The following is a 14,322-nucleotide window of genomic DNA, read 5'->3' as shown; positions in this document are numbered from 1 at the left end:
TATGATTGCTTTCACTCGCAACGCCGATCACGGTAGCACCTTTGGCTTTTGCCAGCTGAATAGCAAGCGTGCCCACTCCACCGGAGGCTCCAAGTATAAGAAGAGTTTGCCCGCTTTGGAGATCGCCGGCATCAAACAAAGATTGATATGCGGTAAGTCCGACTAATGGAATTCCCCCGGAAGCTTCCATCGATATTTCTTGAGGACGCAAAGCCAAATAAGATTCCGGTATCGAAATGTATTCGGCAAAGGTGCCATGTTGTACCACAGGGCGTCGGGCATATGCATATACTTCGTCTCCGGGCTTGAAACGCCGGGCTGAAAAACCTGTTTCTTCAACTACACCGGCGACATCCCATCCCGGAATGGCAGGAAATTCTGTCGGGATAGCATCTTTAAGCATTCCACGGGCTACGGCAGCATCCACAGGATTTACTCCGGCCGATTTGATGCGTACCAATACTTCCGCTTCTCCGGCTTGCGGTTTTTCAAGCTTACCTGTTTTGACGTTTGAAAGATCGCCGAATTCTTCGAAATAGGCGGCGTTCATTTGTTCACTCATTTTGATAAATAGTTTTTTGATGAATATTCAATCTATCTATCAAACATAGGTGAATTAGAAGGAGTTCAGTTTATTTTGAAATGACAGATATGAACAACAAAAAAATGAAAGCTCCATAGAACGGGTGGTAATTACATTTCCAATGTAAAGCTCCTGATGACTTCCCATCGCTCTCCATTATGCTTCAGCAAATACACATGATCGCTCACAAAATTCTCTTCAAAATCGCGATCCTTGAAGGTATCCCACGCCTTATAAAAATTCGATTTGGACAAGTCTTTAAAGGCAAGCGTTACATGCGGATGATACTCCCGTTCTTGATAATTATACGCAAACATCTCCGGCTTGGAACGGGCTATTTCTTCCAGTTTTTTCTGCAGCTCAACCAACTCCGGAGATTTGACCACATCAATAAAAACCACACGGGGCGGAAAGGTTGAAAAGTTTTTGAGTTGAACATTGAAAGGTTGAAATCCCTGTGCAAAAACCTCAAGGAGTGAATCCAGTTGATCTTCCTGTTCCTCCTCCATCCGAAAAGGACTCAGCAAGGTGATATGTGGCGGAGCATTCAGCGAGTGAGAGCTGTTGAATTTCTCCTTCACCTCCAGCTTGATATCCTGGATCTGCTCCTTCAATGGCTCAGCAGGAATAAGCGCTATAAAATAAAGCTGTTTCATAGATAGATTTTGCTTTAAGACAATCTTACATCTTATGTCTCAAATCTCAAGTCTATTCAGTCTTTCTTTGATTTCCTCATTTCTCAAATTCCCAATACTTCCCTCGTGGGTGTGATTCAGTTCCGTAGGCGGTTCAAAACTTCCTTCTTCGATCTGCTGGGCTACTTGTTGATACGCATCACGAAATGGAACGCCTTCTTTTACCAACTCATTGACGGCTTCCACAGAAAAGATCAGCTTGTATTTGGGGTCGTCGATGATCTCGTCATTCACAGCCATTTGCCCAGCCGCATATTCGGTGATGAACAAGCAGCTTTTGAGTTCTTCAATAGCCGGAAACAGTTGCTCCTTCAGGATCTGGAAATCACGATGGTAGCCGGAAGTCAGATTTGTAGTCGCCATCATGATCTGATTGGGGAGGGTTTTCAACGCATTGGTTTTAGCACGGATGAGCTCAAAGACATCCGGGTTTTTCTTATGTGGCATGATGCTGGAGCCCGTTGTCAGTTCATCCGGAAGTTTCAGAAATTGGAAGTTTTGGCTGTTATAAAGACAGACATCCGCTGCTAATTTATTCAGCGTTCCGGCCAGTCCGGCCATGGCAAAAGAAAGGGTTTGTTCAGTTTTACCACGACCCATTTGGGCATACACCGCATTTTCATTCAAACCTTCAAAACCCAACAATTCAGCGGTCATCGTTCGGTTCAACGGAAAAGAAGAACCATATCCCGCCGCCGATCCCAGCGGATTTCGGTTGACGATATGATAGGTGGACTCCAGCAACACAAGATCGTCCACAAGGCTTTCCGCATACGCTCCAAACCACATTCCAAAACTCGATGGCATCGCCGCTTGAGTGTGCGTATATCCGGGCAGCAGCACTTCTTTAGTGGCTTCACTTTGGTTGATCAGCGTATCAAATAGTTTCCTGGTAAGCTGGGCGATTTCCTTGATCTGATCACGGAGGTACAGCCGAATATCCACCAACACCTGATCGTTTCGGGAACGACCGGAATGCACTTTTTTCCCGACATCTCCCAGCTTACGAGTAAGCATGAGTTCGATCTGCGAATGGACATCTTCTACGCCGTCTTCGATCTCGAAATTGCCGGGTTCGATCACTTCATTTAGAATGCGATTCAGTTCTTTGGTGAGGATCTCAAGCTCATCTTTCTCCAACAAACCCACCGATTCCAGCATGGTGATATGAGCAATGGTTCCCTGCACATCATATTTTGCCAGATCAAGGTCAAGTTCACGGTCTTTTCCCACCGTAAATTTCTCGATGAAAGCGTCGGTTTGAATTCCTTTTTCCCAGAGTTTCTTCATTTTTCAAAGTGTTTTGGTGCGACGGTGTTACGGTGTTAAAGTGTTTAGGCTTGTGAAGCCACTATAACACTTTAACACCGTAACACATTAGTGTGTAATTATATACTCAACTGATCAATTAATTCAATATACGTTTTGATGCCATCCCGGATTTCATCCAGATAGATGAATTCATCGGCAGTGTGAGAACGGTGGGTGTTACCGGGTCCGATCTTCACGCTGTTGAAGAGCATGTGAACCTGATCTGACATCGTTTTGGAGCCATATGTTCGAATGTCTAATTCCTCTGCCCTTTGTACAAACGGATGATCGAGAGCAATACCGGAGGCATTCAAATTGGTGGATCGTGGATGTACCTCACATTCTACATTCTCACGGATCAAAGCAACCACCTCTTCATTCGAATAAAACTCATTGGGTCGCACGTCTACTACAAACCTGCACTCATCCGGAACCACGTTGTGCTGACTTCCCGCCTCGATCTGCGTGACCGTCATATTAATGCTTCCCAGTACTTCCGAGGTCTTTTCAAACTCATAAGATGCAAACCACTCGATATCTTTGATAGCTTTATACAACGCGTTCTCGCCTTCATTTCGCGCAGCATGACCACTTTCACCATGACTCACACAATCCAGCACGATCAATCCACGCTCGGCAATGGCGAGATCCATAGAGGTCGGTTCACCAACTACAGCAAAATCAATATCAGGCAGTTCAGGTAATACGATAGGCACTCCTTTTTTTCCTGAAGTTTCCTCCTCAGCAGATGCCAAAAAGATCAAATTGTAGGGCTGTTCTTTTTCAGATAGATATACAAACGTAGCCAGTAAACTGACCAGCGGTCCGCCCGCATCATTACTTCCGAGCCCATAAAGTTTGCCGTCTTCCAGCGTTGGGGTGAAGGGGTCTTTGGTCCATTTGGAAGAAGCCTGCACAGTATCGTGATGAGAATTCAGCATCACCGTGGGTTTATTCTCATCGAAAGACGGATTGATCGCCCAGATATTATTTCCTTTGCGCTGCGGAGAAAAACCAAATTCCTCCAAAACATTCGAAAGGATTTGGGCGGTTTCATCTTCTTCGCCACTGTACGACTGCGTGGAGATCAGTGTCTTCAGCAGCTCAATGGCTTGCTCGCTAAGTTGTTCGATGGTATTCATGAGTGAGAGTGAGTGTGTGAATACGAATTCTGGTTTTAGTGTTTAGTACTCGTTAACTCGTTCCCAAGCTCCGGCTTGGGAACGCATTCTGGGAAGCTCCTGCTTCCAATTTGGTTTATGTTGGTAATATGTTTGCCCAACCTCCGATAAACGGTTTGCTAATAAATGCATCCGGGCGGAGGTTTTTCTTTCTACATTTTTGCGCCCCGGGTTAAAACCAGGGGCTATGATGTCGTTCGTCCCTAACGGGACTAATTTACAATCAGCCTAATCGGTGTCATTCGTATTTTATTTTATTGTTTAATTCGAGACCAATGTCGTTCCTGATTCCGGCTCAGCCACATCCTTAAAACTGCGAATGCTGACCTTTGCCCCATTCTTCAGAGCTTCAAACCCGAGATCGAGTTTCGGGATCATACCATCGGTGACAATACCGCTATCCCGCAGATGTCGGTACAGCAACAGATTCATTTCGGTGATGAGCTTTTTGTCGTTCATCACCCCGGGCTGTTCAAAACAGAACATAAGTTCGGTATCGAAATCATCTGACAACGCCGAAGCGACCGATGAGGCAATCGTATCAGCATTCGTGTTCAGCATATTTCCCGCTCCATCGTGGGTAAGAGGAGCCAAAACCGGGGTCACATCTGCATTTAGAAATTGAGTGAGCCAGTTTGTATTCACGTCTTCCACATCGCCAACCCAGCCAAAATCGACCGGTTCGGGATCGCGTTTTTTTGCGGGGATGATATTCAGGTCGGCCCCGGACAGTCCTGCAGCATTTACTCCAAGAGCCTGCAGTTTTGCTACGATACTCTTACTCACCAATCCGCCATACACCATGGTAATGACTTCCAGCGTTTCGGCATCCGTCACACGTCGACCATCGATCATTTGTGGTTTGATGTCCAGTCGCTTTCCAATGTCAGAAGCAATAGAACCGCCACCATGGATCAACACTTTTGGTTCTTTAATAGCAGCGAAAGATTTCAGAAAACGATCCAGTTTTTGGTCATCGCCGATCACTTTACCACCAACTTTTATGACTTTTACGGACTTCATTTCAGGTGCTCCAGCAATTGTTTTAAAACGGCCTGCATAGAAAAAATGCGGTTGGTGGCTTCGGGAATCACCAAGCTGTTTTCGCTGTCAATCACAGCATCTTCCACGATTACATTTCGGCGAACCGGGAGGCAATGCATAAATTTTCCATTATTGGTGAGCGCCATTTTTTCAGCCGTAACCATCCAGCTTCGGTCGGTGGATAGAACCTTTCCATAATCTGAATAGCTGCTCCAGTTTTTGGCGTACACAAATTCGGCATCTTTGAATGCTTTTCTCTGATCGTATTCTACTTTGGCATTTCCAACAAATTCATCTGCCAGTTCATAGCCATTAGGATGAGTAATAGTCAGGTCAAAATCCGCTGCTTGCATCCACTCAGAAAAAGAGTTGGCTACAGCTTGCGGGAGCGGTCGCGGGTGCGGGGCCCAGGTCAAAACCACCTTTGGTTTTTCTACCGTTTTATGCTCTTCAATGGTCATAAGATCGGCCAGTGCCTGCAACGGATGTCCGGTTCCGGATTCCATATTAACTACCGGCGCGGGACAGTATTTTTTAAAGGATTGAATGATCTGCTCGCTATAATCTTCCTCGCGATCCTCAAGTTTAGCAAAAGCGCGAATAGCCACCACATCAAAATAAGAACCGATAACCGCAGCGGCTTCTTTAATGTGCTCCGCTTTGTCCGAATCCATGACTACGCCATCGGCAAATTCCAGCTTCCAACCCTGACTTCCCACATCCAGCACCGCCGCATTCATCCCAAGATTGAAGGCCGCTTTTTGAGAACTCAGCCGTGTCCGTAAACTTGGATTTAAAAAGATCAGGCAAACCGATTTGTTACGCCCAAGATCCGAATACGCATGCGGGTTCTTCTTGATCTCCAGCGCATCGTTCACCAGCGCGGGGAGATTGTTGACATCTTTAATGGATAGAAATGAGTTCATTCTTTGATTTTAAACCACAGATGATTGTGGGTTGTTGTTTATTATTCGATTCATAATAGTCTCCCCTTGAGGGGAGTACGGCTTTAGCCGGGAGGGGTGTTGGCGCCAAGGGATAATCAGTTGGAATTCAACGTTTATGCCCTTGGCTTACACCCTCCGCCAGAGTTCGTATTCACTCACTCCGGCACCTCCCTCAAGGGAGGACTTTTTCTTGCTAAATTTGAATTACTTGTCTGTTTAAAATTAATTATCTCGTTCCCAACGTCCCGTTGGGAATGCCTGACGGAACCACCGGTTCCAACTAATTATTGGGTATGACTTCTTTCAATGCCTCCAACAACACATCACATTCTTCTTGAGTGATACCCAACGGAGGCAGCAACCGGAGTACATTCTTATTAGATGATGATCCGGTGAAAATATGATGCTCATACAGCAATTTTTTTCGCCAATCGGCTACCGGTTCGTCAAATTCAGCGCCGATCATCAGTCCAAATCCACGGACTTCCTTCACTTTTGGAAGCTGCTTCAATTCTTTGATCAGATAATTTCCGAGCTTGGTTGCATTCTCCATGAGTTGCTCTTGCTCCAACACTTCCAGTACAGCCAGTGAAGCGGCACACGCCAGGTGATTTCCGCCAAATGTAGTTCCGAGCATTCCGAACGAAGCCTCAAATTTCGGGTGGATCAAAATTCCGGCCACCGGAAATCCATTACCCATGCCTTTAGCCATCGAGATGATATCGGGTTCGATATCAAATAACTGGTGCGCAAAGAACTTCCCGGTACGGCCAAAGCCCGACTGTACTTCATCCAAAATGAGTACGGTATTGGTTTCATCACAAAGCGTACGCAAGTGCTGGAAAAATTCCTTCGATGGAGATTCGATACCTCCAACGCCCTGAATGCCTTCAATAATCACCGAGCTGACATCCTCTTGCTTCAGGGCTTTTTCAACGCCGTCAAAATCATCAAAAGCAAAACGGATGACTTCCGCTCCTTCATTCACCGGAAATACGATGTTGGGATTATCGGTAACCGCAACAGCCAGCGACGTTCGTCCATGAAAGGCTCCATCAAAAGCGAGGATCTTCTTGCGATTATTGTGAGCCGAGGCCAGTTTTAGCGCATTCTCATTGGCTTCCGCCCCGGAATTGCACAGAAACAAATTCCAGTCACTATAGCCGGAAAGTGCACCGAGTTTGCTCGCCAATTCCTGCTGAATTCCGATAGGAACGGAGTTCGAATAAAAGCCGATATCATTCAGCTGAGCATTCACGCGCTTCACGTAATGGGGATGCGCATGTCCGATGGAAATTACCGCATGACCACCATAAAAATCGAGGTATTTAGTGCCATCAGCATCATACACATAATGTCCTTTAGCTTTTACCGGTTCAACATCAAAAAGTGGGTAGACTTGGAAGAGATTCATTGGGTGATCGTGTTAATTTTTTCGAAAGAAGCCATCAGGCCTTTGATGACGGCCGAGCTAAGCCCCTGGTGCTCCATTTCGTTAAGCCCGGCAATGGTACAACCTTGAGGCGTGGTTACTTTATCAATTTCGGTTTCGGGGTGATGTTCGCCTTCGACCAATAAAGAAGCCGCTCCACGTGCCGTTTGCATGGCAATTTTTTGGGCTTCTTCAGCATGAAATCCGAGTTGGATACCTCCTTGCGTAGCTGCTCGAATGTATCGGAGGAAGAAGGCAATCCCGCTGGCAGCTAATACGGTGGCAGCCTTCATGAGGTTTTCATCGATGATCATCGCTTCGCCCAAGGCTTCAAATAAGGTTTTCACGTCCTTCAATTGATCCTCACTGACATTCTTCCCGCACATACAGGTCATTGATTCCTGGATAGCCGTGGCGGTATTAGGCATCGCTCGGATGATCGGCATTTGGGCTTCCAGATGCTCTTCGATCGTGCTGATCTCAACCCCGGTGATGGTAGAAATGAGCACATGTTTTTCTGGGTCGAGTACCGGATTGATCTCATCTAAAACCGCTGCTAGTTGTTTAGGTTGAACACAAAGAAAAATGTATTCTGAATGTTGTACGGCTTCGATATTATCGGAAGTGATCTGGAACTTCTGCTTTTTTAAGCCATCCAGTTTTTCCAGGTGGCGACGCGTCAGATACATATTCTTCGGCTTCGCCAGCTTAGCCCCGGTGATCCCTTTGGCAATAGCAATGCCCAGATTTCCAGCTCCAATGATCGCGATATCGTGTTTCTTAGCCATGGTTAAAATGCGGTTGATTTTAGATTAAGTCCGGCGGTTTCATCCAGTCCGAACATTAAATTCATGTTTTGAACAGCTTGTCCCGATGCGCCTTTCAGTAAGTTGTCGATCACTCCCGTGATCAGGATCTGTCCATTTTCTTTTTGCACATGCAGCTGCACCTTATTGGTTCCAACTACACGTTTAATATCCGGGGATGAATTCGAGACCGTCACAAATGGATGATCCTGATAAAATTCTTGATAGAGTTGTTGAATCTCTTTGGCAGATTGCTCCAGTTCCACATAATTCGCAGATAAAATGCCACGGGTGAAAGCGCCTCGCATCGGGATAAAAAAGACTTCCTGATCAAAATCAGATTGAAGCTGTTTAAGGCTTTGTTTGATCTCTGCCAAATGTTGATGCTTCAGCGGTTTATAAATCGAGGCATTGTGACTTCTCCAGCTGAAATGCGTGGTAGAAGTGGGATTCTGTCCTGCGCCTGTACTTCCTGTGATGGCGGTTGTGTGTACCGAATCTTTCAACAATCCGGCTTGGGCGAGCGGAAGTAAACTCAGTTGAATGCAAGTAGCAAAACAGCCGGGATTAGCAATGTAATCCGCGGATTTAATTTCCGTGCGATTTATTTCCGGCAAGCCATAGATAAATTCATGATCTCCTTTGATGCGGTAATCCGAGCTTAGGTCTACGATCTTAGCGCTATCTGGAATCACACCGCTTTCCATCACTCCTTTAGATTTTCCATGTCCCGAGCACAGGAAAACTACATCTACATCCTGAGCCAATTCGGTATCAAATGTAAGTTCGGTTTCTCCTTCCAGGTCGGGATGGGCTTTGTACAAAGGTTCCCCACCATGACTCCCACTTACCGCACTATGAATGTCCACTTCAGGGTGGTGCAGCAAAATGCGAATGAGTTCTCCAGCGGTATAACCTGCGCCACCGATGATGCCTGCTTTAATCATTTTCTTTTCCTTGTACTTTTTGTTGAATGAGCATGGAATTTGCCAGGATCTTGGTGAAACCTTTCACATCTTCGCCGCTCCAGGCGTTGTTCATTTCTCCATATTGACCTGCTTTAGAGCCCATCAGATCATTGTCTGATTCAATGCCCTGCAGTTCAAATCGTTTGGGTTCCAGCTTCACGATCACTTTTCCGGAGACGGTTTTTTGAGTGTCTTCTAAAAAGGTTTCGATGTTGCGCATCACCGGATCCAGATACTGTCCTTCATGCATCAGCATGCCATACCAGTCACCCAGCTGATCTTTCCAATGGAGCTGCCATTTGCCAAGCGTATGCTTCTCCAAAAGTTCATGTGCTTTGATGATGAGCATCGGTGCAGCCGCTTCAAATCCAACACGACCTTTGATCCCGATAATGGTATCACCCACGTGAATGTCTCGTCCGACTCCATACGGAGCTGCGATTTTCTCCAATTCTTTGATGGCTTGAACCGGATCATAGGTTTCTCCATCGATGCCAACGAATTCCCCATTTTCAAAATGAAGCTCGACCGTTTTGGGTTCTTTTTCGGTAACCTTTGTTGGCCAGGCATCTTCGGGGAGTCCCTGATGAGACGTCAGTGTTTCGGCTCCCCCCACCGAAGTTCCCCACAATCCCTTGTTGATGGAATATTTGGCTTTGGCCCATTCCTGATCGATACCGTTTTCTTTAAGGTATTCCACTTCTTCCTCGCGACTCAATTTCTGATCGCGGATGGGAGTGATGATCTCTATATTCGGAGCCATCACCTGAAAAACAAGATCAAAGCGAACCTGATCGTTGCCGGCTCCCGTGCTTCCGTGAGCGATGGCATCAGCTCCGATCTCTTTGGCATATTCTGCAATGGCTACCGCCTGAAACACGCGTTCAGCACTTACGGAAAGCGGATAGGTGTGATTTTTGAGCACGTTGCCAAACACCAAATATTTAATGCCTTTTTCGTAGAATTCCTTTTCCACATTCAGCATCACATGATTTTTGATGCCCAGGTTCTTGGCTTTTTCCGCCAGGGCTTTTTCTTCGGTTTCATCAAAACCGCCGGTGTTAACGGCAGCCGTATGAACGTAATAGCCTTGGTCTTTGGCCAGCCAGATGGCGCAGTAAGAAGTGTCGAGTCCGCCACTGAAAGCGAGTAAAACTTTTTTAGGATTGCTCATGATTACAGGGATAGAAAGATGTTTATTGGATTAAATTTTTTGAGGTACTTCACGGTCTTTAATTTCACCCACCGATAGTATTTGTTGACGTTTTTTTCACGCTCCGCTTTGGGCTTGTTGTTAGGGTGATTCGGGTCATACATCATTCCGGTACAAAGACAGTTACTTCGGTTATTGCGCTGAAGGATGTCGTAATTGGGACAGCTTTGACAGCCTCTCCAAAAGGTTTCATCCTGTGTGAGTTCAGAGAAAGTAACCGGCTTGTAGCCCAGGTCTGAATTGATCTTCATGACCGGTAAGCTGGTGGTGATACCAAAAAGCTTGGACTCTGGATACTTCTTCCGGGAAAGCTCGAACGCTTTGGCTTTGATCTTTTTCGCCAATCCTTGTCCGCGGAAATCAGGATGTACGATTAGTCCTGAGTTGGCTACATATTTTTTGTTTTCCCAAATTTCTATGTAACAAAAACCGGCAAGCTGATCACCATCCAAAGCAATAACGGCGTTTCCGTTCTTCATCTTTGTTTTGATGTATTCCGGATCACGTTTGGCGATCCCGGTGCCGCGCTTGTGAGCGGCATCCTCGATCAGATCACAAATATCTTGTGCATAAAGGGTATGCTGAACGGTTGCGATAAATACTTGGGCAGACATAATAAAAAAGTGATGATAGAGTGAGTTGAGTGAATAAACTTCTGTAAGGAAGTTGAGTGAAATTAGAATCTTGCGGTAAAAAGATGAGTGCTGATACTATTCAGCATAAAATATGGACTACCGCCGTCGCGGAATCCGCCGGAGAGGAGTAACAGTGATTCTATTTCTGCTTTTGATTTGCATGCGTCTAAGTTAAATATAGAATACAGATTAAAACAAATTTAATTTGACTTTTATTTTTTTGGGAACGAAAAAGGGCTTCCATCTGATTCTAAGGGAAGGAGATTTGCTGTATAACTACTATTCATCAAAAGAGACGCTGCAATTCTCCTGTAAAAAATCACAATTAAATACAGGACAAATGAAAACGATTGTTACGAAGTTCGCTTCGTACTTGAGTGCCTTCTTATTTGCCTTCTTTGGTCTTATAGGATTGAACACCGTACAAGCGCAAACCGCCCAAATACAGATCATTCACAATTCTGCAGATCCCGCTTTCGAAGTGGTAGATGTGTATGTGAATGGAAGTGAAGCTGTTGACAGCCTTGCTTTTAGAAATGCAACTGCCTTCTTGGACCTCCCCGCCGGAGCAGATCTTGAAATAGACATTGTTCCTTATCAAGGAGATATCTCGGAATCAGTTTTTAACACAACGGTAAACCTTACTGCTGATGAAGTGTATTATGTAATAGCATCAGGTGTAGGAACGCCCGGTGATTTTGCAGCTAACCCCAATGGAGTGTCTACTGCTTTCACACTGGATATCGTTGCCAATGGATCAACAACGGCTGGAAATGCAGGTAATGTAGACTTCCTCATACATCACGGGGCTACAGATGCTCCGGCAGTAGATGTAGTTAATGCGGGTACTGCTCTTGCTTCCGGTTTGGAATATAGCGACGAAACTGCAGACTATATCAGTGTTCCGGCAGCTGAGTATATTTTGGATATCAATGCGGCAGGTACAACCACAACGGTTGCTTCCTTTCAAGCTGATCTTTCCGATCTTGACGGTTCCACTGCCATCGTATTAGCCAGTGGCTTCCTTGATCCTTCAGCTAATATGGAAGGTGCAGCTTTTGGGCTGATCGCCGTATTGCAAAGTGGAGATGTGGTTTCACTTCCCGCTTATGAGACTGCCACTGCACAGATCATCCATAATGCAGCTGATCCTGCGTTTGAAGTGGTTGATATTTATGCCAATGGAGAGATATTACTTGATAGCGTTGCTTTCCGTTCAGCAACCGGATTTCTGGAGCTCCAGGCGGGAGTAGACATCGACATTGATGTTGCCCCTTATAACCAAGGTATAGGTGCGTCTGTCTTTAATACTACGCTGAATTTACAGGCAGACAGTTCATACTATGTGGTAGCTACAGGAGTGAGTAACCCGGACAACTTTGCAGTGAATCCGGATGAAATTTCAACGGATTTTATGTTAGATGTAGTTATCGGTGCGAATACAACAGCAGCCGATGGTATGGTAGATGTAGGTGTATATCACGGTGTGACTGATGCACCCGCTGTTGACATAAACAGTGCAGGCGATGCTTTGGTTGAAAATCTTTCCTACACTGACTATACACCGGATTATATAAGCGTTCCAGCAGCTTCTTATATTTTGGATGTCAATGCAGCCGGAACGGAAACAACGGTAGCTTCTTTTACCGCTGATGTCTCTGGATTAGGTGGCAGCACAGTGGTAATTTTAGCTAGCGGATTTTTGACTCCATCCGCTAATCAAGACGGACCTGCTTTTGGGTTGATAGCGGTGTTGCCAAATGGAACAGTTATCGAACTTCCTGCTTATGAGACTGCTACCGCACAAATCATTCATAATGCCGCAGACCCTGCATTAGAAACAGTGGATGTTTATATCAATGAAGCCTTAACCCTTGAAGATGTAGCATTTCGAACGGCTACCGGCTTCCTTGAATTACAGGCAGGGGTAAACCTGAATATTGCTCTTACAGCACCGGATGCTGCTGTAAGTGAGGCAGTATATGATGTGGATGTTACTTTGGATGCAGGGGAAAGTTACTATGTTGTTGCAACAGGCGTAGCAGACCCGTCCTCTTTTGCTGCAAATCCGGATGAAGTTTCCACAGCTTTTATGCTGGATATTATCCCGGGTGCCACTACAACTGCCGGTGATGGCACCGTAAATGTAGCCGTATATCATGGAGCCACCGATGCTCCTGCCGTAGATGTGAATAGTGGCGGAAGCACTTTAGTGGGCGATCTTTCTTATACGGATGACAGTGATGGTTACTTAAATCTCCCAGCTGACGATTATGTCCTGGACATCAATGCAGCCGGAACGGAAACAACGGTAGCATCATTTACTGCTCCGTTATCCGGATTGGGTGGATCTTCTACCTTGGTTCTTGCCAGTGGATTTTTAACTCCATCCGCAAATCAAGACGGACCTGCTTTTGGTTTGATCGCCGTGTTACCAAATGGTGATGTAGTATCTCTTCCCGTATATGAAGAGCCTCAAACTGCAACCGTTCAGATCATCCATAATGCAGCAGATCCTGCGTTTGAAGTAGTGGATATTTTTGCGAATGGAGAAATCCTGCTCGACAGCGTAGCCTTCCGAAGTGCTACCCCATTCCTGGAATTGCAAGCCGGTGTAGAGTACGAACTCGATATCGCACCATTTGATGCCGGTATTGAGCAATCTGTTTACAATACTACGCTCACGCTGGAAGCAGACAGTTCTTACTATGTAGTGGCTACCGGTGTTGGAGACCCTGCATCGTTTGCAGCTAACCCTGATGAAGTTTCCACTGCATTCATGCTGGATGTGATTCCCGGAGCCATGGCCATGGGCGAAAGTGAAGATGACTTTTCTTTCCTCGTGTACCACGGAGCAACTGATGCCCCGGCTGTAGATGTTAATACCGGTGGTAACACCTTGGTTCCAAATGTGTCTTACACAGATTATACCCCGGATTATCTAAGTGTGCCAACAGGCTCTTATAAGTTGGATATCAATCCCGCCGGCAATGATACTCCCGTAGCCTCATTTACGGCAGATGTCAGTGGATTGGGCGGAAGCACAGCAATGATCCTGGCAAGTGGATTCTTAACACCGGCCAACAATAATGACGGTGAAGCTTTCGGTTTACTGGTGGTTTTAGCGGATGGAACCAGCCTGATGTTACCTGTGGCTGCTACCAGCAACGAAAATGTAACCGGTATGCCTAAAGCCTTCGAGCTGTCACAAAACTATCCAAATCCATTCAACCCTACTACTCAGATCTCATACTCAATTCCACAAACAGAAGCAGTGAGCATTGAAGTCTATAATGTAGTCGGAATGAAGGTGGCGACTTTGGTAAACAACCAACGACAAGCTGCCGGGAACTATACGGTATCTTTTGATGCTAATAGTTTATCAAGCGGAATGTATTTGTACCGAATTAAAGCGGGAGATTTCTCTCAAACCCGCAGAATGATGTTGATTAAATAAGGTAAGTAGCGTTTGGTGCGACGCAGTGTAGTTATCGCATTCTTGAAATC

At 45.7% G+C, this 14,322-nt stretch carries 12 protein-coding genes; 1 reads left to right on the top strand and 11 read right to left on the bottom strand.

Features of this window, described 5'->3' with window-relative positions:
- From B151_RS0114540 to B151_RS0114490, 11 genes are all read right to left on the bottom strand, one after another.
- Nucleotides 1-562 (bottom strand): NADP-dependent oxidoreductase (locus tag B151_RS0114540; protein WP_020404383.1); only part of this gene is annotated, 562 nt, incomplete at its 3' end.
- A 131-nt stretch (nt 563-693) separates the two neighbouring features.
- Nucleotides 694-1,239 (bottom strand): 2'-5' RNA ligase family protein, encoded by a 546-nt coding sequence (locus B151_RS0114535; protein ID WP_020404382.1) that lies wholly within the window; start codon nt 1,237-1,239, stop codon nt 694-696.
- A gap of 39 nt (nt 1,240-1,278) precedes the next feature.
- Nucleotides 1,279-2,568, bottom strand: coding sequence for an argininosuccinate lyase (gene argH, locus B151_RS0114530; RefSeq protein WP_020404381.1), 1,290 nt, complete (start codon nt 2,566-2,568; stop codon nt 1,279-1,281).
- A gap of 98 nt (nt 2,569-2,666) precedes the next feature.
- Entirely contained in the window at nt 2,667-3,731 is a 1,065-nt protein-coding gene (locus B151_RS0114525; RefSeq protein ID WP_020404380.1) for a M20 family metallo-hydrolase, read from the bottom strand.
- Between the two features lie 300 nt (nt 3,732-4,031).
- Nucleotides 4,032-4,793, bottom strand: coding sequence for an acetylglutamate kinase (argB, locus tag B151_RS0114520; RefSeq protein WP_020404379.1), 762 nt, complete (start codon nt 4,791-4,793; stop codon nt 4,032-4,034).
- Nucleotides 4,790-5,740, bottom strand: coding sequence for an N-acetylornithine carbamoyltransferase (locus tag B151_RS0114515; protein WP_020404378.1), 951 nt, complete (start codon nt 5,738-5,740; stop codon nt 4,790-4,792). Before B151_RS0114515 ends, argB begins: the two co-directional genes overlap by 4 nt.
- 301 nt (nt 5,741-6,041) lie before the next feature.
- Nucleotides 6,042-7,175 carry an aspartate aminotransferase family protein gene (locus B151_RS0114510; RefSeq protein ID WP_020404377.1) on the bottom strand — a complete coding sequence of 378 codons (1,134 nt, stop codon included), beginning with the start codon at nt 7,173-7,175 and terminating at the stop codon, nt 6,042-6,044.
- On the bottom strand, nt 7,172-7,981 hold the full coding sequence (proC, locus tag B151_RS0114505) for a pyrroline-5-carboxylate reductase (RefSeq protein WP_020404376.1): 810 nt from the start codon (nt 7,979-7,981) through the stop codon (nt 7,172-7,174). The genes B151_RS0114510 and proC overlap by 4 nt, the downstream gene beginning before the upstream one ends.
- 2 nt (nt 7,982-7,983) lie before the next feature.
- Nucleotides 7,984-8,946 carry an N-acetyl-gamma-glutamyl-phosphate reductase gene (gene argC / locus B151_RS0114500; protein WP_020404375.1) on the bottom strand — a complete coding sequence of 321 codons (963 nt, stop codon included), beginning with the start codon at nt 8,944-8,946 and terminating at the stop codon, nt 7,984-7,986.
- Nucleotides 8,939-10,141, bottom strand: coding sequence for an argininosuccinate synthase (argG, locus tag B151_RS0114495; RefSeq protein ID WP_020404374.1), 1,203 nt, complete (start codon nt 10,139-10,141; stop codon nt 8,939-8,941). The genes argC and argG overlap by 8 nt, the downstream gene beginning before the upstream one ends.
- A gap of 2 nt (nt 10,142-10,143) precedes the next feature.
- The gene (locus B151_RS0114490) at nt 10,144-10,794 is read right to left on the bottom strand and encodes a GNAT family N-acetyltransferase (RefSeq protein WP_020404373.1); all 651 of its coding nucleotides are present in this window, start codon (nt 10,792-10,794) and stop codon (nt 10,144-10,146) included.
- A 361-nt stretch (nt 10,795-11,155) separates the two neighbouring features.
- Between B151_RS0114490 and B151_RS0114485 the strand changes: the two genes are divergently transcribed.
- The gene (locus B151_RS0114485; protein ID WP_157471041.1) at nt 11,156-14,272 is read left to right on the top strand and encodes a T9SS type A sorting domain-containing protein; all 3,117 of its coding nucleotides are present in this window, start codon (nt 11,156-11,158) and stop codon (nt 14,270-14,272) included.
- Nucleotides 14,273-14,322 lie beyond the last annotated feature (50 nt).

Source organism: Gracilimonas tropica DSM 19535 (assembly GCF_000375425.1).
In the GTDB taxonomy this organism is placed as follows: Bacteria; Bacteroidota; Rhodothermia; order Balneolales; family Balneolaceae; genus Gracilimonas; species Gracilimonas tropica.
This window is presented reverse-complemented; position numbering and strand designations above follow the sequence as displayed.

What these genes read in the sequence shown, in the direction of transcription:
- B151_RS0114535 (WP_020404382.1), bottom strand. Translation starts at nt 1,239, where the DNA reads ATGAAACAGCTTTATTTTATAGCGCTTATTCCTGCTGAGCCATTGAAG.
- argH (WP_020404381.1), bottom strand. Translation starts at nt 2,568, where the DNA reads ATGAAGAAACTCTGGGAAAAAGGAATTCAAACCGACGCTTTCATCGAG.
- B151_RS0114525 (WP_020404380.1), bottom strand. Translation starts at nt 3,731, where the DNA reads ATGAATACCATCGAACAACTTAGCGAGCAAGCCATTGAGCTGCTGAAG.
- argB (WP_020404379.1), bottom strand. Translation starts at nt 4,793, where the DNA reads ATGAAGTCCGTAAAAGTCATAAAAGTTGGTGGTAAAGTGATCGGCGAT.
- B151_RS0114515 (WP_020404378.1), bottom strand. Translation starts at nt 5,740, where the DNA reads ATGAACTCATTTCTATCCATTAAAGATGTCAACAATCTCCCCGCGCTG.
- B151_RS0114510 (WP_020404377.1), bottom strand. Translation starts at nt 7,175, where the DNA reads ATGAATCTCTTCCAAGTCTACCCACTTTTTGATGTTGAACCGGTAAAA.
- proC (WP_020404376.1), bottom strand. Translation starts at nt 7,981, where the DNA reads ATGGCTAAGAAACACGATATCGCGATCATTGGAGCTGGAAATCTGGGC.
- argC (WP_020404375.1), bottom strand. Translation starts at nt 8,946, where the DNA reads ATGATTAAAGCAGGCATCATCGGTGGCGCAGGTTATACCGCTGGAGAA.
- argG (WP_020404374.1), bottom strand. Translation starts at nt 10,141, where the DNA reads ATGAGCAATCCTAAAAAAGTTTTACTCGCTTTCAGTGGCGGACTCGAC.
- B151_RS0114490 (WP_020404373.1), bottom strand. Translation starts at nt 10,794, where the DNA reads ATGTCTGCCCAAGTATTTATCGCAACCGTTCAGCATACCCTTTATGCA.
- B151_RS0114485 (WP_157471041.1), top strand. Translation starts at nt 11,156, where the DNA reads ATGAAAACGATTGTTACGAAGTTCGCTTCGTACTTGAGTGCCTTCTTA.